At 42.4% G+C, this 17,614-nt stretch carries 19 protein-coding genes; 3 read left to right on the forward strand and 16 right to left on the reverse strand.

The genetic code is table 11. The features are described 5' to 3' along the window. Window positions 1-6 precede the first annotated feature (6 nt). The 4 genes from D0907_RS16940 to D0907_RS16955 form a co-directional block, all read right to left on the reverse strand. Window positions 7-390 carry a DUF3192 domain-containing protein gene (locus D0907_RS16940; RefSeq protein WP_036971993.1) on the reverse strand — a complete coding sequence of 128 codons (384 nt, stop codon included), beginning with the start codon at window positions 388-390 and terminating at the stop codon, window positions 7-9. 71 nt (window positions 391-461) lie between these two features. After that, on the reverse strand, window positions 462-1,235 hold the full coding sequence (xni, locus tag D0907_RS16945; RefSeq protein ID WP_118844876.1) for a flap endonuclease Xni: 774 nt from the start codon (window positions 1,233-1,235) through the stop codon (window positions 462-464). Between the two features lie 11 nt (window positions 1,236-1,246). After that, window positions 1,247-2,590: a nucleotide 5'-monophosphate nucleosidase PpnN gene (gene ppnN, locus D0907_RS16950; RefSeq protein WP_036971989.1), complete on the reverse strand. Its 1,344-nt coding sequence runs from the start codon at window positions 2,588-2,590 to the stop codon at window positions 1,247-1,249. Between the two features lie 74 nt (window positions 2,591-2,664). Continuing rightward, entirely contained in the window at window positions 2,665-4,143 is a 1,479-nt protein-coding gene (locus D0907_RS16955; RefSeq protein WP_074988816.1) for a GGDEF domain-containing protein, read from the reverse strand. A gap of 260 nt (window positions 4,144-4,403) precedes the next feature. Here D0907_RS16955 and D0907_RS16960 point away from each other — a divergent pair, with 260 nt between their 5' ends. Beyond that, entirely contained in the window at window positions 4,404-6,185 is a 1,782-nt protein-coding gene (locus D0907_RS16960) for a M61 family metallopeptidase (protein ID WP_118844877.1), read from the forward strand. Between the two features lie 4 nt (window positions 6,186-6,189). Here D0907_RS16960 and D0907_RS16965 read toward each other — a convergent pair whose 3' ends face one another. The 12 genes from D0907_RS16965 to hisG form a co-directional block, all read right to left on the reverse strand. Further along, window positions 6,190-6,984, reverse strand: a complete 795-nt coding sequence (locus D0907_RS16965; protein WP_118844878.1) for a glycosyltransferase family 25 protein — start codon at window positions 6,982-6,984, stop codon at window positions 6,190-6,192. Window positions 6,985-7,048: 64 nt separating this feature from the next. Continuing rightward, complete coding sequence (locus D0907_RS16970; protein WP_065979042.1) at window positions 7,049-7,234, reverse strand: DUF1289 domain-containing protein; 186 nt, start codon at window positions 7,232-7,234, stop codon at window positions 7,049-7,051. Window positions 7,235-7,285: 51 nt separating this feature from the next. Then, a complete protein-coding gene (locus D0907_RS16975; protein WP_036971979.1) occupies window positions 7,286-7,798 on the reverse strand; it encodes a hypothetical protein in 513 nt (170 codons plus the stop codon). Window positions 7,799-7,960: 162 nt separating this feature from the next. Then, entirely contained in the window at window positions 7,961-8,698 is a 738-nt protein-coding gene (locus tag D0907_RS16980; protein WP_118844879.1) for a DUF4097 family beta strand repeat-containing protein, read from the reverse strand. 133 nt (window positions 8,699-8,831) lie between these two features. After that, window positions 8,832-9,446, reverse strand: coding sequence for a bifunctional phosphoribosyl-AMP cyclohydrolase/phosphoribosyl-ATP diphosphatase HisIE (hisIE, locus tag D0907_RS16985; RefSeq protein WP_036971977.1), 615 nt, complete (start codon window positions 9,444-9,446; stop codon window positions 8,832-8,834). After that, window positions 9,437-10,216, reverse strand: a complete 780-nt coding sequence (hisF, locus tag D0907_RS16990; RefSeq protein ID WP_036971975.1) for an imidazole glycerol phosphate synthase subunit HisF — start codon at window positions 10,214-10,216, stop codon at window positions 9,437-9,439. The genes hisIE and hisF overlap by 10 nt, the downstream gene beginning before the upstream one ends. Further along, window positions 10,198-10,932, reverse strand: a complete 735-nt coding sequence (locus D0907_RS16995; protein ID WP_036971973.1) for a 1-(5-phosphoribosyl)-5-[(5-phosphoribosylamino)methylideneamino] imidazole-4-carboxamide isomerase — start codon at window positions 10,930-10,932, stop codon at window positions 10,198-10,200. The genes hisF and D0907_RS16995 overlap by 19 nt, the downstream gene beginning before the upstream one ends. A gap of 28 nt (window positions 10,933-10,960) precedes the next feature. Next, window positions 10,961-11,551 (reverse strand): imidazole glycerol phosphate synthase subunit HisH, encoded by a 591-nt coding sequence (hisH, locus tag D0907_RS17000; protein ID WP_118844880.1) that lies wholly within the window; start codon window positions 11,549-11,551, stop codon window positions 10,961-10,963. Further along, window positions 11,548-12,609, reverse strand: coding sequence for a bifunctional histidinol-phosphatase/imidazoleglycerol-phosphate dehydratase HisB (gene hisB / locus D0907_RS17005; protein ID WP_065979045.1), 1,062 nt, complete (start codon window positions 12,607-12,609; stop codon window positions 11,548-11,550). Before hisB ends, hisH begins: the two co-directional genes overlap by 4 nt. After that, complete coding sequence (gene hisC, locus D0907_RS17010; RefSeq protein ID WP_118844881.1) at window positions 12,609-13,703, reverse strand: histidinol-phosphate transaminase; 1,095 nt, start codon at window positions 13,701-13,703, stop codon at window positions 12,609-12,611. Before hisC ends, hisB begins: the two co-directional genes overlap by 1 nt. Then, window positions 13,693-14,994, reverse strand: a complete 1,302-nt coding sequence (gene hisD, locus D0907_RS17015; protein WP_036971965.1) for a histidinol dehydrogenase — start codon at window positions 14,992-14,994, stop codon at window positions 13,693-13,695. Before hisD ends, hisC begins: the two co-directional genes overlap by 11 nt. Before the next feature lie 6 nt (window positions 14,995-15,000). Then, entirely contained in the window at window positions 15,001-15,900 is a 900-nt protein-coding gene (gene hisG, locus D0907_RS17020; protein WP_036971963.1) for an ATP phosphoribosyltransferase, read from the reverse strand. Window positions 15,901-16,244: 344 nt separating this feature from the next. Here hisG and D0907_RS17025 point away from each other — a divergent pair, with 344 nt between their 5' ends. Then, complete coding sequence (locus D0907_RS17025) at window positions 16,245-16,490, forward strand: hypothetical protein (RefSeq protein WP_118844882.1); 246 nt, start codon at window positions 16,245-16,247, stop codon at window positions 16,488-16,490. A 93-nt stretch (window positions 16,491-16,583) separates the two neighbouring features. Further along, a complete protein-coding gene (locus D0907_RS17030; protein WP_036971958.1) occupies window positions 16,584-17,573 on the forward strand; it encodes a sensor domain-containing diguanylate cyclase in 990 nt (329 codons plus the stop codon). The last annotated feature ends 41 nt before the right edge of the window (window positions 17,574-17,614 follow it).

Consider the following 17,614-nt stretch of genomic DNA (forward strand, 5'->3'; position numbering starts at 1 on the left):
TGTGTGCTAACTTTCTTGCTGATAACTTTCATAGGCACTGGGCCCCCATAATACAAGTTGGCCATTTTTAAACAGTAAGCCTGTACACTCATCAATCGTGGTTATGCCATCTGATTTAACATGTTGAGTGCGATAAAAAATAATTTGCCATACATTGTCTTCAACGCGTTTTGCATAGGTTAAATCGGGGCTACCTAAATAATCAAGCACGGCATTGAGGTTTTCGGGTTTTTCTATTGAAAGCTTGGCGATGTAGCGTTTGTTGAAGGCTTCACGGTCTTGCCAGATCATGGCTTGCGGATCATCTTTATAAAAAGTGATCACTAGGGCTGCTATAAGTGCGTAAACACCTAACCCTAATACCAGATATTGGAAAACCTTTTTAATCATGTGTAACTCTATAAAACAAACACGAATTTTCAGTATACGCGCAGTTGATAAACTGTGCTACGAGATTGCGACTAATTGAGCCTTAACTGCTTTAAACTAAAGCCTAAGTTTATATCTGTTCGTAACATTACTAAATTTTTAGAGATAATCAGCTTATCCATATCAGCGGTTAACTTACGTTTTAAAGTGGCATTGAGTGCGTCGTCCATCATGGCCGCTTCAATCGACTCATAGTCATTAATTAATTGCTCAGCCGATTTATTACCAATTCCTTTAACGCCCGGTATGTCATTGGTTTTATCACCTGCAAGTGCCCAAAAGTCAATAAGGCGGTGCTGGGGGACATTAAACCGCTGTTTAATGTCTTGATGCTCAATATAGTGTTTTTTAAAGTAATCGAATATGGCGATATGCGCTGATAAAAACGGTAAAAAGCCTTTATCGGTAGACACAATAGTGGACGAGACATTATTAGATGCTGCTTTGTAGGCAAGCGTGGCAATGATATCGTCTGCTTCGTCGTTCTCAGGTGAGAACACCACGATACCGGTCTCTTCGATAGCGTGTTTAAAACGCGCTAAATTGTTTTTTAGAGTATCAGGCATGGGGGAACGCGTGCTTTTGTAAGCAGCGTAGTAATGATATCGCCAGCTTTTATCGCCATCAAACACCGCAATTGCATGGGTGGCGTTGCATTGACTTAGTAATTTTTTACAAGCATGTGCCACGCGGGCACAGCTTGCTTTAATCATATGCTCTTCACTGTGATGACTCTGATTACTATCAACGGCATAGATGCGCCGAATAAGGTTTAACGCATCTATTAAAAGTAATTGGGTGGTCACATGTTCTCCAGTTATGCTTTGATTTCATAGCAAGGGATATACTTGCTGCCAGGTAACTTCATACGACCTTGCTCAACAAAAGCGGCAAGCAGTTTATCCATATCGGCCATTAATGCAGGCTCGCCACTGAGTACAAAGCGGCCGTACTGTTTAATCGCCTGTAAGCCTTCATCTTTTACATTGCCAGCAACAATACCCGAAAATGCGCGTCGTAGATTAGCTGCAAGTTGTTGAGTAGGTTGATCTAAATGTAAATCTAAGCTTGCCATATTAGCATGTGTCGGCGCGAACGGCTGCTGAAAATCGTTATCAATTTTTAATGTCCAGTTAAAGTAGTAGGCATCACCTTGGCTTTTACGGTATTCGCGTACGTCTGCCATTTTAGCTTTAAGGGTTCTGCCAACACGTTCAGGGTCATCAATTATGACGTCAAATTTATCAAGGGCTTTTTTGCCGAGTGTGTTTTCAACAAATTTACAAAGCTCAATAAAGTAGTTTTCACTTTGTTTAGGCCCTGTAAGAATAACGGGTAAACATTGCTTCTCGTTTTCAGGGTGCAATAAGATGCCTAATAAATAGAGCAACTCTTCAGCAGTGCCCGCGCCGCCAGGGAAAATAATAATACCATGCGCAGAACGTACAAAAGCCTCTAAACGTTTTTCGATGTCAGGCAGTATAACCAGCTCATTCACGATAGGGTTAGGTGGCTCAGCGGCAATGATACTAGGCTCCGTTAAGCCTAAATATCGGTTGTCGGTAATACGCTGTTTTGCATGGCCAATGGTCGCCCCTTTCATGGGGCCTTTCATTGCACCTGGGCCGCAACCGGTGCAAATATTTAAACCACGCAATCCTAACTCGTAACCCACCTGTTTGGTGTATTTATATTCGACTTCGTTAATAGAGTGGCCTCCCCAGCATACAATCATACTAGGATCGCTATTAACTCTGAGTGCTCCTGCGTTTCTGAGCATGTCGAATACCATATGGGTAATGGCCTTTTGCTCTGTTAGATCTTTTTCGTATTTTTGGCAAATAAACAGGATGTCACGGATCACTGAGAAAATATGTTCGTGAATACCCGTGATTATTTCGCCATCGACAAACGCGGATTCTGGTGGATTCTCTAATTCAATTTTAATACCGCGCTCACGGCTTAATAAGCGAATGTCGAAATTTTCATATTTGTCGTAAATTTCAGAACTTGAGTCTGTGTGGCTACCCACATTGAGAACAGCGAGCACGCAGTTCCTAAATAATTTATAACGCTCGCTGGTGGATGATTGTTCGAGTAGATCAACTTCTAGTTGTGATAGTAAATCCAGTACACCGGTAGGATTCAGTTGTTTTAACATAAGCACTCTCCTAGCTCGTCAATGAGCCTGTCTAATATGTATTAAAGACCCTAAGTAAGGTATACATGAGGTCTTTATTTGCTAATGCAAACTCTATTTCGTCCTTCATTTTTAGCTGTATAAAGCGCTTCATCAGCTCGGTCAAAGGCAATCAATTGCGTATCGCCTTTTTTAAGTTGAGTCGCGCCAATTGAAATCGTAATTTCAACTTGCGTATCTTTAAATTTGAATGGGATACTTTGAATTGTTTTTCGTAGTTTTTCTAAGGGGGCTACGGCTTTTTCAAGTGGCATACCAGTCATTAAAAGTACAAACTCTTCACCGCCGTAACGGGCTATAAAGTCAGACTTTCTAACTGATTTTTGCAGCGCTTTGGCGATCACCTGAAGTGTTTTATCGCCTGCACTGTGGCCATATCTGTCGTTGATTGATTTAAAATGATCGACATCAATAACGACTAAAGTAAGCTCAGAACCTTGCGATAAAAACAACTGGAATTCATGTTCAAAGCGCTCATCAAATGCGGCACGGTTCGGAAGTTTCGTTAAGCCATCAAGCAAACTTTTAAAACGTTGTTCGTTTAAACGTTGCTTATAAGTTGTCAGTTTACTCTCTAGACTACTTACCCGATTATTAATGTCTTTAAAGCTTGCAAGTAAGTTTTCACGCTCAGCGTGTTCAAGTTTTTCTTTGGTGATTAAATCATCGCTCAATGATTTGAGCTCTTCTTCCACTAATTCTTTAAGCGCCGAAATTGATGTTGCTTGTTGAGTTTGCTGATTAAGATTTTTAATTTTTCTTTCGATACTTTTATTAAGTGAATCGTATTCTGCACTCAGTGACTCAGAGTGTTTAGTGGTTGATACAATAGAATGATGCAGATCTTCAATTGTCTGATTTAACGAAATTAAAAAGCTCTGCGCCGACTGGCGTTCTTTACTTATATTTTGTGAAATAATGGTAATAATGCCAATCGCAGCATCAAGTAGCTCATCAACGCTGTCGTTGCGCGTAATTTGGTTTCTGATATTTTTTATTTGTTCAGCACTTTCGTCTTCAAATAACAGTCCATTAGCCAATGTCATTAGCTCAGAGGCAAGCTCGGGTTTAATTAAAGCTTCGCCGGTATCACTTTCAGCTAGCTTTGCTTGCAGGGCTTGGTGATAAATAACAACCAGCTTGGATAAAATGGGCACAAAATCATGGTTCGATTGAATATTGTCAAGCTCACGGTCAAGCAAGTTGCGCAGCGAGCGGCGCGCATCATCAGGTAACCCTTTTACTTTTTGTAACTGCTTGCCTGCATCTAATACGCTTTTATTAAGATCGCGCTGCAAGGCAATTTGTTTTGCTTCTTGGTGTTTGAGTAAACCGAGAACATCGTCAATAAAGGGGGCTAGTAGGTTAAAATCAACGCCTTTTTTTAGAGCACTTCGGTATTTAGCAAGGCGGTTATCAAGCTCCATGTCTAGTCCTTTACAGCTCAGCGATAACTTCGCCGCAAACTGTGAAAGTACTTCAACTTGATGTTTGCGCGCATCCTCGACAACCATCCTTGCGTCGATCGCTTGCTTTAACTTTTTATTAAGAACATCATGCTGTTGCTGCACTTACTTACACCGCCATCAAGTTTTATATTTATGTACCTTAAGTCTACAACAATTTATTGTGAGATGTAGGTGATAAGTCAAAAACTTAACTATTTTGTCTATCAGGCTTATTGCTACGGCAGTTTATCGGTTTTTAATTCACATTTTATATCTCAGTTGATAGGCTAATTCGCAATTATCGATAGTAATAAAAAAGAGTTGTTATGAAAAAGTTTTTGGCTATGTCAATTTTGGCCGCATGCTCTAGCAGTGTGTTTGCAGATGTAAACTATTCACTGGCGATCACTGAACCTGAACATCACTTAGGTAATGTTAGTGTGGAGTTTCCTGAGACAGCACAAGCGCATTTAGACGTAAAACTTCCGGCATGGCGTACTGGACGCTACGAAATTTTAAACCTTGCGAATGGGGTACGTTTTTTCGATGCGAAAGATGATAATGGTAAGCCGTTAAAATGGGAAAAAATTGACCACAGCACATGGCGTGTTCATTTAAATGAGCCAACACACGTTAATATTGATTATCAAGTCTATGCCAATGAACTTGGTAAACGCGCGCGTCACATCGATGACAGCCATGCGTTTATTGATGCATCGGGCTTTTTCATGTTCAGTGAATCATTTCGCCAAGACCCTGTGACGGTAAAGCTTGATGTGCCTAAAGCATGGCGCTCTGTTTCGGGTATGGAAAATGCGGGTTCAAAACACAGTTTTAAAGCGGCTGATTACGATATTTTGGTCGACTCGCCAATTGAAACAGGCATTAACGAGTTACATAAATTCACGGTGGATGGCCGAGACTACGAGCTGGTTATTTGGGGCGACGGTAACTACGACGTTGAGCAAATGCTAACGGACCTTAAAAAACTAGTGGCTACAGGTAATGTAATTTGGGATAGCTATCCGTATGAGCGTTATGTATTTATGGTACATGCAACGTCTGGTGCAGGGGGAGCTACAGAGCATTTAAATTCAACAATTATTCAGCGCCCACGTGACCGTTTTGGCTCTCGTAAAGACTACTTAGCGTTCATTAGTACTGCTGCCCATGAGTTTATTCATACATGGAATGTAAAGGCGTATCGTCCGAAAGGCATCGCTCCTTACGATTACACAAATATTAACTACGCTAAAACACTGTGGATTGCAGAGGGTTCTACAAGTTACTTTGAAGATCATTTGTTAGTGCGTTCTGGTATTGCAAAAACGGATGAGTTTTTTGATACCCTAACTAAAACTATTAACCGCCACTTGCAAACCCCAGGTCGTGAAGTACAAAGCGCCGCTGAAACCAGCTTTGATAAGTGGATCAATCAAGGTGGTGACCATGCTCGCAACTACAGCACTAATATCTACCTTGAAGGCTCGTTAATTTCAATGGCACTTGATATCGACTTGCTAGAGAAAAGTGATGGCAAAATCAGTTATCGTGATGTGCACCGTGCGCTTTACAATAAGCATCGTTTGCCAGATGGTTTTACACCTGATGATGTCAAAGCCATTTTAAAAGAGCTAACGGGTCGTGATTACAGCGCATGGTGGCAAGCTAATGTGGATGAGCCAGCAGCCATTGATTTTGATGCCTTACTAGCAAAAGTTGGCTTAGGTTTGACTCGCCCTGAAGGCGCAAAATCAGTACCGAGTATTGATTCATTCGCTAAAAATAGCGGTGAGTTACTGACGCTTACACATGTTCGTCGTGGTGGTGCAGCATGGCAAGCAGGTTTAACAACAGACGATAAAATCGTTGCCTTCAACAAAAAGCATGTTGGCAAAGATTTAAAAGCAAGCTTAGAAACGTTTAAAGCGGGCGACACAGTGACTGTTGACTTTATCCGCCGTGATGCGCTGCAAAGCACAACGCTCACACTTGGCGAAGACTTCGATAAAGAGAAAAAAGTAACAGCATTAAAAGATGCTACACCTGCTCAAATGGCGTTGTTTAAAGCATGGATGGGTGTTGACCACCCAAACCAAGCTAAGTAAACATTTAATGATTTTTGATTGGTAAGAGAGGAGCTACGGCTCCTTTCTTTTTGTCGGGCGTTTGTTGGGCTTTTACAAACTGTTTGGTGTATTTTGCGTTTAAAATTGCACTGTGTAGCTGTTGCTTTTTACGTCGCCAAAATGACTTTTTAACCTGACAAGACCTATCACGAATATCGCTTTGCGCACTGTCAGGTTGTATAACAGGGTAAGGCAGGAGTGAAAAGCCATAAACGCCGGTTTCCCACACGTGTTGCAAATCGCAGTCTACAGGGCGCGCAAATGTGTCTGTGGCCTTAAGCAGTGCTTTAGCCCCCGCTAAGCTAATAGCCGTTGCGCAGCAACCAGACATGAGTTTTTTATGAATTGCTAAGTGCTGATCATCTGCAAGCGGTTTTGCGTATGCAATGTCACGATTGCGATTTTTATACGCGGCCAATTTAATGAGTTGCCATGGCTGTTTTAAGTGATTGATGTTCTCGATAGCACTGTGAATTGAGCGGTCGAGCACAAAATCATCTTCTAAAATAATGGCGTAGTCGAGTTGCCTATCGACGATTGTTTGCCATGCTTTTCGATGACTCAGGTAACAGCCTATTTCACCTCGACTTAAAGGTTTGTGGTACTTTTTAAGGTTTAGACGTGCATTGTAATGCTTGGCGATATCTGCGTCTGTTAATGTTTTACCATCGACAGCATCAATGCGCTCAAATGCTAAGTTCTGTGCATTAAGCTCATAGCTTACGCGGTTTAGACGCTCTATTGAGCTTGCTAAGTTAATTACAAAAATAGGGGGCATTATGCTTACCTGATGAGTCGTTTTAATCAGGCTAACAAGCTTTAATGACGCTGGGGTGTCAGCATTATTTCGTTTTTATGTCAGGGCGAGGGGTATTTAAAATCGCACACTTTTCTTTTTCAGATAAAATGATCCAATCAAAAATTTCATCATTCGTTCGGCCACACCCAGTGCAGTAGCCATTAAGTCGATGGCATTGCCCAATGCAGTCAGTTTTATATGTGGATTTTGGCTTTTTAGAGTCTGTCATGCGAGCTAAATGTTAAGGCCACAACAATGTGGCCTTAATGCATTCGATAGGTTATTTACCTGCAACAGGCTTACCAATTTCAAGAGTGGTTGACCAAGGCTGTTTTCGCGATAATGTTTTACCCGAATGAATAGAAATAACGGGGGTATTTTCATCAAGCACAAACGTTGTACGCAGTGATTCTGCAGACTCTTTTTGGGTTTGATGCCAGTTTTTATCTGCTAAACAGGCTTGGGTAAAATTGACTGCTCGAGTATGATCTGCAACCGCTTGCTGTTGTTGCGCATAGTTACCTACACAACGATACGTGACATTGTCATTATCAAGCGCTGTAATTTGGCAGTTGTCGGAAATTAGGTTGTATTTTGCTGTCCATGTTTCCATGTATTTTGTGTTCACACGGCTGCGTTTTAAGCCTTCAAAGCGATTGTCGTATGCGCCTAAAAGTGCATTAATCTTCTCGCAAGGTGTCAAATTATCTATGGCGGCTTGTTGCTCGGTCGTAAGGCCAGTACAACCTGTTAAAACAAGGCCAAAAAGTAAGGCGGCGAGTGGCTTTTTCATATCAGGCTATCCTTTTAAATAGCAGTTCCTTTAACGTTTCCTAAAGGATACCTAAGCCCTTGTAAAAATGCTAATAAAGATTTATTGGCGGGAGGTTTTGTGATGACAAATTGCCCCATAAAATAAGGGGCAATTGAATAACATTATTATACATACGCGTATTTATAACGTTGTTTTACCTGAAATATTCGTTACGTTAACTGAACCAGAGCCATCGCTAAGTAGTTCAAAGTTAGCTGCTTTATCAACACGAATGCTGCCAGAACCGTCTGAAATAACCACATCACCTGCGATATCGTTTAAGTCGATGCCACCAGAGCCGTCGTGAATATTTATATTACCTTGGGTGTGTGCGACATCAATGTTGCCAGAACCATCGTGAATTTTAATATCACGACTGACGTTTCTTACGTTAATGCTGCCAGAGCCATCATTGATTTCAAGTGTGCCTTGAATGTCGATTGCCTCAATGGAACCTGAACCATCGTTGATCACGGTGTTAGCAGCTTTGCGAATAATAATTTCGCCAGAGCCGTCGTGCACGTTGACATTAAATGAACGTGGAATACTGACGGTTAAATCAATGCGTGTTTGTTTATTCGTGTGGTAGTCACATTGGCCAGCAGAAAGCTCTGCATTACTGCCTTTAGCCTCAAGTCCTAAGCAGTATTCATCGTGAGGCTGATCTTGGTAAATTTCAGCTTTTACGGTTACTTCATCACTGTCACTGCCTGTTATGTGTAAAAAACCTGAACCAGCTTCTACTTTTAGAGCGCTTAGTGATTTTGCGTTTAGTGTCAGGTTTTTAGTGTTTTGTAGTGGCATATCGCCCCACGCGAATGTTTGCGCTGATAACAAACCTGCGGCAATGAGTGATAACGTTTTAACTGTGCTCAACATGACTTTCCCTTTTATATGTATGGTGTTGTTAGCTTAGTCGTAAACGTGGAGGAGAAAGGTTTAAATGGGTTTAAAATTTTTTATGTAATAGCTTAAGATGCGCCTTTTTTAGCGGCATCTTAAGCTTTTAATGTTACTTATGGCGGCCTTGTAAACAGCTCACGACATCAGCCAGTGAAAGGCCTTGACGCTGTAGTAACACGGTTAAGTGATACAGTAAGTCAGCCGATTCATTGGTTAATTCATCGTTGTCATGCTTCATGGCTGCCAGTGCTACTTCAACACCTTCTTCACCGACTTTTTGGCAACTACGGCTTAAGTCTTTTGAAAATAAAGACGCTGTGTAGCTTTTACTTGGGTCATCGTCTTTGCGTGAAACAATCACTTGTTCAAGTTCAGCTAAAAAAGCTAGGCTGGGTTTAGCGTCATCACCAAAGCAGCTTTGCGTGCCTAAATGACAGGTTGGGCCTAATGGGTTTGCGAGTACTAAAATAGAATCGTAATCACAATCGGTGTGAACAGAGACGACTTCAAGGTAGTTTTCTGATGTTTCGCCTTTGGTCCACAAGCGCTGCTTTGAACGTGAGTAAAAGGTCACTTTTTGCTTGTCGAAGGTGGCGGCTAAGGCGTCCGCATTCATAAAACCTTGCATCAAAATAATCCCAGAGCGTGCGTCTTGCACAATGGCTGGGATCAATTCGCTTTTGGCAAAATCGACTTGAGTAAGGTTATCTTTGGTTAATTGCATAGTCGTGCCGCTATATTATTATCGATTAAAAATTGTTTTAGTTCGCCAATGTTAATGACGTTCTTATGAAATACGCTGGCAGCAAGTGCACCGTCAACGTGGCTTTGCTGAAATACATCAACAAAGTCTTGCATTGTGCCGGCACCACCTGATGCAATTAGCGGAATGTCGCATAATGCGCGCATTTTAGAAAGCTGAACATTGTCGTAACCTTTACGCACACCATCTTGGTTCATGCAGTTTAACACGATTTCACCTGCGCCTAGGTCTTGCACACGCTTGACCCATTCTTCGGTTTTGTATCGTGTACGGCTTGATGCATTAGGGTCACCCGTTAATTGGTACACTAAATATTCGCCAGTGGTTTCATCGTAAAAGCTATCAATGCCGACAACCACACATTGTTTACCAAACTCATCGTGTAATTCTTTGATAAGTTCAGGGCGTGCAATGGCAGGGCTGTTGATACTGATTTTATCTGCGCCGCGCTCTAGCACACGCGCTGCATCGGCAACTGATTTAATGCCACCAGCCACACAAAATGGAATATCAATATGGCGGGCAATACTCTCAACCCAATTTACATCAAGTAGGCGTTTTTCGACACTGGCGCTAATCTCATAAAACACCAGTTCATCAGCACCGGCATCGCTGTATGCTTTTGCAAGTGTTAAAATATCACCAACTACTTCGTGGCCTTTAAACTTAACGCCTTTTACGACTTGGCCGTCTTTGACATCTAAGCAAGGAATTATGCGTTTTGATAACATGCTAACGCCTCCTCAACATTAAAGGCACCATCAAGCAATGACTTACCTAAGATAACCCCACCCACACCGAGTTTTTTAAGCTTGGCGATATCGTCAAGCGAGCTTACGCCGCCAGATGCTTGTACTTTTATTTGGCTGTTGTGGTTTATTAAATCTTCATACAGTGCAAATGAAGGGCCTGTCATGGTGCCGTCTTTACTGATATCAGTGCACAGAAAGTCAATGACGCCCAATGCTACGTAAAAATCAACAAGTTCAAATAATCCAAACTCAGATTCACTTAACCAACCGTGAGTGGCAGGAGCCCAGCCGTTTTCGGTTTTATTTACATCAAGGGCAATCACGAAATGTTCGGCCCCAAACTTTTCAATCCATGCTTGGACTTGCTCGCGCTTTTCAACGGCCATTGAACCAATCACAACTTGGTTAGCTCCGGCTTCTAGCCAGTCGGCCACATCGTGTTCAGAGCGAATACCGCCGCCAACCTGATAAGGGACGTTTAATGCTTTGGTCGCGGTTTGAATATGTTGCCATTGCTTTTTGCTCGGGTCGCGTGCGCCTTCTAAATCAACAAGGTGCAGCTTACCTGCACCGCTGTTTGCGTACGCTTGTAAGCGTGCGCCTAGTTCGTATGGGTAAAATTGTGCTGTATCATACTTACCTTGGTATAAGCGCACAATTTGGTTTTGTAATACATCAAGTGCTGGAATAATCACGTTTTGGTCTCTTATTTTTGTGCTGCGCTTACAGCTGCCAATCTAAAAAGTTTTGTAATAATCGGGTGCCGACTTTGGCACTGCGCTCTGGGTGAAATTGCATGCCTGCATAGTTATCTTTTGCAACAATCGCAGAGAAAGTGTTTCCGTATTCACCACTGACAAGCGTGGCATCGTTGACGGTGTGAGCAAAGCTATGCACAAAGTAAACATGATCTTGCGCTGTTAAACCTTTAGTGAGCGCATGCTCTTTTAATACTGTTAGGTCGTTCCAGCCCATATGCGGTGATGTCAATGTACCTACATCAAGTTGCTTAACAATACCTGGGATTTTACCTAGGCAATCAACATTGCCTTCTTCGGTGCTTTCGCAAAGTAATTGCATGCCTAAACAAATGCCCATAAGCGGACGCTGATATTCATCAATGGCTTGTTGCCAGCCACCGTCTTTTAGGCGCTTCATTGCCACAGAAGCATGGCCTACACCGGGTAAAATAGCACGTTCAAAGCTTTTTAGTTGCTCAGGCGAAGTGATCACTTCTGGATTTTGACCGAGTCGCTCAAACGCAAAACGCACCGAGTTGATATTGGCACAACCCGTATTAATTATGGCAATCATAAACACCCCTTTGAGCTGGCAGTTTGTTGCGTGGCATCTTTTGCGATAGCAGCGCGCAGCGCTCTGGCAAAGGCTTTAAATAAGCCTTCTACTTGGTGATGACAGTTACCCTCGCTGACTGACAAAATCAGGCTCATTGCGGCGTTGTCACTTAAACTTTTAAAGAAATGCTCAACCATTTGCACATCTAAGTCGCCGACTTTTTCACGGCTAAAATCGGCATTTAACACAAACGATGCACGGCCCGATAAATCTATTTGCGCCTCGGCTTTACATTCATCCATCGGTAGCGCAAATCCATAACGGCCAATTTGCGTTTTTGTACCCAGCGCTTGTTTAAGTGCAAGCCCTAAGGCAATGCCAATGTCTTCAACGAGGTGGTGTTCATCAATGTGTAAGTCGCCCGTGGCTTGAACATTAAGTCCGATATTGGCGTGGGTGCGAATTTGGTCAAGCATGTGATCAAAAAAGCCAAGGCCAGTACTAATGTCGCCATTTTTGGTTTGGTCTAAATTAACCTGCACATCGATTTGCGTTTCTTTGGTGTTGCGGGTTATGCGACCTTCACGGTTTTGTGTTGTTAGCTGAGTGACAATGGCATCCCAACTGCCGGTGTATAAAATGCCTTCGCAGCATAAGTTAGCAGCAAGACCTATATCTGTTTGGCGGTCACCGATGACAAATGAACGGGCTAAATCTACTTTGCCTGAGCGCATAAGTTCAGTCAGCAACCCTGTTTTAGGTTTACGGCAGTTGCAATTGTCTGCATCAAAGTGGGGGCAAATCAGTACTTCGTCAAATTTAATACCTTGGCTGTTGAGGATATTCATCATTTTGTCTTGCGCAATGTCAAAATCAGCCGTTGGGAAGCTATCTGTACCTAGTCCATCTTGGTTCGATACCATAACTAAGCGGTATCCCGCTGCTTGAAGTTGCAGTAGAGCAGGGATCACATTGGGTAAAAATACTAATTTCTCGAGGCTATCTACCTGTTTATCGGTGATTGGCTCTTCGATAATGGTGCCATCGCGGTCAATAAATAAATACGGGTTACTCATTATACTTCCTGTTCTACTGTGTTACTGGCAAGTGATAAACCATCTAGCCAAATTTTTACTTGTTCTAATTCTTGTTCATTACCGATTGAAATGCGCAGCCAATCATTTTCACCATAAAGAGTGAATGCGCGCATCACAAGACCTTGTGCCAATGCAATATTAAATGACTGTTTATCTTTTAGCTTTAAGGTTACAAAGTTACCTTCACCACTAAGCACCTTAACCACGGCCGATGATTGTTCAAGCCAGTCTTTTAGTTTGGCTTTTAAACTATTTAATATAGTAACTTGGCGACGCATTGAGGCGATGTTATCGCTACTGAGTGCATCAGCCGCAATACGTGCGACTACAGTTGATACTGGATAAGGCGCAATTACTTTACGGATCGGTGCCAGTAAATCACTGTTTGCAAGTGTGAAGCCTGTACGCAAACCTGCTAATGCAAACGCTTTAGATAAGGTTCTTAGCACCACAAGATTATTAAATTCATTAATTAAGCTTGCTGCAGTGTGTTCTGGACAAAACTCTATATAAGCTTCATCTACCACGACGATGGCTTTACCCGCAAGTTGTTGGGTAATCTTTCTGATCTTGTCTAGGCTCGCCATGCTGCCTGTTGGATTATTAGGATTACAAATGAAAACTAATTTCGAGTCAGCTATCGCAGCAACAATTTCATCCACCGTGCCTTTTAACAGTAACTCTTGGGTGAGACCGTTAATGCTCACGTTGTGAGTGTCGGCAGTGACTTTGTACATACCATAGGTTGGTAAAAATAGCGCGATACTGTCTTTTGCTGGGCGGCAAAATGTACGCACCAATAGCTCAATGCCTTCATCGGCACCGCGTGTCATCAGCACTTGCTCTGGCTCTAAGTTGGCATAACATGCGTAACGGTTAATAACCTGTGTTGGCTGTGGATCGGGGTAGCGATTTAAATCGGCCAAACTCACAGTAGGCGTGCGAGAGTAGGGACTTTCGTTGGCATTTAGCCACGTTGTTCCAGTCAGTTTCTCGCTCTTTGCTGAGCTATAAGCTGTTAGTGCTGCAATGTTGTCTGGCAACAGTGTGGTAAGTGTTGAGTTATCGCTCATTATTTAGTGCCTCAAGACGAATTGAAACAGCATTAGCGTGAGCATCAAGCCCTTCTGCTGCGGCCAAAGGTAAAATTGCTTTAGATAATTCACGTAACCCATTTTTGCTAATGGTTTGTACTGTGTAAGTTCTAAAAAAGTCCAGTAAGTTTAAGCTCGAATAGGTGGCACTGTAACCATACGTTGGTAGTACGTGGTTAGTACCTGACGCATAATCGCCTGCAGATTCCGGTGTATAGTCGCCCACAAAGACAGATCCAGCATTTTTAACTAAGCCTAAATAAGGCTGAGCATCAGCAAGTTGTAAAATTAGGTGTTCAGGACCATATTGTGCTGATACTTCAAATGCCTGCTCAATAGAGTCGACTAAAATCAAGCTTGAATTTGCAAGGGCTTGTTCAGCGGTTTCTTTGCGGCTTAATTTTGCAAGCTGCGTTGTTAATGCTTGCTGCGTAAGTTCAATAATGCGCTCACTATTACACAGTAAGATTACTTGTGAATCAGCACCGTGTTCTGCCTGCGATAATAAATCGGCAGCAATAAATTCAGGATTTGCACGTTCATCAGCAATCACCAGTACCTCAGAAGGACCTGCAGGCATATCAATTGCCATGCCCGGAATCGTCTGGGCGACAAGCTGTTTTGCCATTGTCACAAAACTGTTGCCTGGGCCAAATACTTTATTGACCTTCGGTACAGACTCAGTGCCGTAAGCCATCGCTGCAATTGCCCCTGCGCCGCCACTTTCAACAATTGTTCTAATACCGCATAGCTTAGCTGCATAGAGAATTGCAGGGTTAATGCTTTCATCGCCCTTAACAGGTGTTGCAAGCACAACAGTTTTTGCACCGCTTAATTGTGCAAGGACACCTTGCATAATAACCGACGAAGGTAATGGCGCACTGCCACCGGGTACGTATATACCCACTGCTTCAATCGCTTGGTATTTAAGCTCACATAACACCCCAGGTTGAGTTGTTAGTTTAATGTCTTTTGGTAATTGTGCTTGGTGAAAGCGTTTTACATTAGCGTAAGCTGTTTCAATCGCGGCTTTTAATTCGCTCGATAAAAACTGTTCTGCTTGATCAATTTCTTCAACGGGCACTAATAAACGCGGTGTTTCGCGCTTATCAAATTGTTTTGCCATGTTTAAAAGCGCAGCGTCACCTTGCTCTTTGACTGCCGCTAAGATATCGATGCATATTGATTCGATCTCTTTGCTTGCCGTGACAGCAGGGCGGGTAAGTACCGCTTGCTGTGCGAGTTGGTTTTCCTCATTCCAGCGAAACATGGATACTTACTCCATCATTTTTTCAATTGGCATTACGAGGATCGAGTTTGCACCGAGTGCTTTCAACTCTTCCATCGTTTCCCAGAATAAGGTTTCGCTGCTCACCATGTGCAGTGCCACATAATCATCACTACCGGCTAAAGCAAGTAATGTTGGTTGACCTGTGCCAGGCAGTAAATCACACACTTCATCGAGTTTTGCTTTTGGCGCGTGTAGCATGATGTACTTACTTTCTTTAGCTTGGCGTACACCCCGTAAACGCGGCATTAGGGTGTTGATTAAATCAAGTTTGCTTTGATCTGTCAGGTCTTTGTTTTGGATTAAACAGGCATTTGATTCGAGGATAGTATCGCCTTGCATTAAGCCGTTGGCTTCAAGTGTTGCACCGGTAGACACTAAATCACAGATAGCATCGGCAAGGCCTGCACGCGGAGCCACTTCTACAGAGCCTGTTAGCATAACTGTGCTTGCGTTGATGCCTTCACGTTTTAGATATTGACCTAGAATTTCAGGGTAGGTAGTGGCAATGCGCTTGCCTTCAAACCAGCTCTTCTTTTGCACACCTAGCTCTTGTGGCCAAGCCAGTGCTAAGCGGCAATAGCCGAAATCAAGTTTTGACAGTTTATTTACTTCAAATGCAGCGCCTTGGCGCTCGCGCTCGGCTTGTACTTCAACAAGTACGTTTTCGCCAACGATACCTAAGTCACACACACCGTCCATAACTAGGCCTGGAATATCGTCATCACGTACACGAAGTACATCAATGGGCATGTTAGTAGAGTGTGCTATTAGGCGTTGTTCACGAAGATTCAATTTAACGCCTAGCTGTTTTAAAAGCTCTTGGCAGTCTTTTGATAGTCGGCCGCCTTTCTGGATGGCGATACGTAAACGGTTGTTATTACTCATTATTCATTTTCCTTTAATTCAAAAACTAAAAACCCCGAGGAAACCTCAGGGCGAAAATAAATAATGTGGTTGATTACTCGCCAGAGGTTCCTTTTAGGAATAACCTCTCAGCGAAAAACCTGACAGGCTATTCCGGTGAATGATGGTGATGATGGATAGTTGTCAAGTTGAAGCGCATAATCTTTCCTGTGTTGCACTCGTTTGTGTAAACAAGTGCGTTAATCTGTTTAAATAATTTACGTATATAGATAAACATGTTTTTAATATTTTTGGCAAGCACTTTTTTTTGCAATTAAAGAATATGCTATAACGGTCGATAATAAGTGGATGGGTAGGAGGTACAAATGGATATCATGATCCCCTTTTTAGGACGCATCACGCGTTTACAACTTGAGAGTAAAGGTGCATTCCACATTGCGGGCGTAAAAGATGCGAACGTGCAGAGAATTGAACTCGAAAAGCGGCAAAAACGCGAAATTGAACGGCGTAAAAAAGCAGCCGAAAGTGCTAATAAAAGTGCTGATAAAAATGATAAAGATATTATCGAAGAAGATGAAGACGGCAATAAGCACCTCGATACATGGGCTTAATGCTTAAGAAAATAAAATTATTTTTATCTCGTTTTCTAGTACTTTGTGCTAGGTTTATAGAGTAAAATTAATTTTCAGATTCAAGGCGATATTATGGATAAGCCAGCAGTACCATTTAGTGAAAAAGCGCGCCTTGAAGAGCTTCGTGCACTCGAAATTTTAGATACACCAAATGATCCAGCGCTGGATAGAATAACGCGCCTTGTTCAGCAGTTCTTTTCGGTCCCTATTTGTTTAATTAGCCTTGTTGATGAACACCGGCAGTGGTTCAAGTCATGCATTGGGGTCAGCGTAAAACAAACACCGCGTGATATCTCTTTTTGTGCCCATGCGATTTTAGATAATGGTCCATTGGTAGTCTGTGATGCTTTGCTAGACCCTAGGTTTGCTGATAATCCCTTGGTAACAGGTGAGCCCAACATTCGTTTTTATGCCGGCAGCCCTATTACATTGCAGTCAGGCAATCGTATTGGCACTTTATGCATAATTGACCATCAGCCTCGGTCGTTCACCCAAGAACAAGCGAATGTGTTAAAAGACTTTACCGCCATTATTGAACGGGAGCTCGCAGTGATGCAATTGGCAACAACTGATGAGTTAACATTATTGCCTAATCGACGAAGTTTCAGCAGTACGGCTGAGCGTTATTTAGATTTATGTATCAGACAAAATTTAAAAGCGAAGTTGGTCTTTATTGATCTCGATAATTTTAAACCGATTAACGATACGTTTGGTCATGCTACTGGCGATGAGGTATTGAAAGGCTTCGCCAATGTTCTAGCATCGTGTTGCAGAAAAGCAGATTTGTTTGCCCGATTGAGTGGCGATGAATTTGTTATTTTGTTTACTGATTTGAGTACCCAAGAATGCGAAGTCATTATGCAGCGATTAGCTGAATCATTTAGTGAATTGTCAGGCCAATTTAAGCATAAATTTAACCTTAGTTTTTCGCATGGGATTGCCAATTTTTCAGGGCAAAAACCATGCTCACTGTCACACCTATTGGCGCTAGCAGATAGCCGAATGTACAAAACAAAAGTGATAAAAAAGAACCTATTAATACCAACCGAGTCAAATGTTTAACTTTTATTAGGTTCAACAATTAACTCAATTGGTATAACGCA

It is taken from the genome of Pseudoalteromonas lipolytica (assembly GCF_003515105.1).
Taxonomy (GTDB): Bacteria; Pseudomonadota; Gammaproteobacteria; order Enterobacterales; family Alteromonadaceae; genus Pseudoalteromonas; species Pseudoalteromonas lipolytica.

Coding starts and splice junctions, on each gene's coding strand:
- D0907_RS16980 (WP_118844879.1), bottom strand. CDS start 8,698: ATGTTGAGCACAGTTAAAACGTTATCACTCATTGCCGCAGGTTTGTTA.
- ppnN (WP_036971989.1), bottom strand. CDS start 2,590: ATGTTAAAACAACTGAATCCTACCGGTGTACTGGATTTACTATCACAA.
- hisH (WP_118844880.1), bottom strand. CDS start 11,551: ATGATTGCCATAATTAATACGGGTTGTGCCAATATCAACTCGGTGCGT.
- hisD (WP_036971965.1), bottom strand. CDS start 14,994: ATGTTTCGCTGGAATGAGGAAAACCAACTCGCACAGCAAGCGGTACTT.
- hisIE (WP_036971977.1), bottom strand. CDS start 9,446: ATGCAATTAACCAAAGATAACCTTACTCAAGTCGATTTTGCCAAAAGC.
- hisF (WP_036971975.1), bottom strand. CDS start 10,216: ATGTTATCAAAACGCATAATTCCTTGCTTAGATGTCAAAGACGGCCAA.
- hisG (WP_036971963.1), bottom strand. CDS start 15,900: ATGAGTAATAACAACCGTTTACGTATCGCCATCCAGAAAGGCGGCCGA.
- D0907_RS17025 (WP_118844882.1), top strand. CDS start 16,245: ATGGATATCATGATCCCCTTTTTAGGACGCATCACGCGTTTACAACTT.
- D0907_RS16940 (WP_036971993.1), bottom strand. CDS start 390: ATGATTAAAAAGGTTTTCCAATATCTGGTATTAGGGTTAGGTGTTTAC.
- D0907_RS17030 (WP_036971958.1), top strand. CDS start 16,584: ATGGATAAGCCAGCAGTACCATTTAGTGAAAAAGCGCGCCTTGAAGAG.
- D0907_RS16955 (WP_074988816.1), bottom strand. CDS start 4,143: ATGGTTGTCGAGGATGCGCGCAAACATCAAGTTGAAGTACTTTCACAG.
- hisC (WP_118844881.1), bottom strand. CDS start 13,703: ATGAGCGATAACTCAACACTTACCACACTGTTGCCAGACAACATTGCA.
- D0907_RS16975 (WP_036971979.1), bottom strand. CDS start 7,798: ATGAAAAAGCCACTCGCCGCCTTACTTTTTGGCCTTGTTTTAACAGGT.
- D0907_RS16965 (WP_118844878.1), bottom strand. CDS start 6,984: ATGCCCCCTATTTTTGTAATTAACTTAGCAAGCTCAATAGAGCGTCTA.
- D0907_RS16970 (WP_065979042.1), bottom strand. CDS start 7,234: ATGACAGACTCTAAAAAGCCAAAATCCACATATAAAACTGACTGCATT.
- D0907_RS16960 (WP_118844877.1), top strand. CDS start 4,404: ATGAAAAAGTTTTTGGCTATGTCAATTTTGGCCGCATGCTCTAGCAGT.
- hisB (WP_065979045.1), bottom strand. CDS start 12,609: ATGAGTAACCCGTATTTATTTATTGACCGCGATGGCACCATTATCGAA.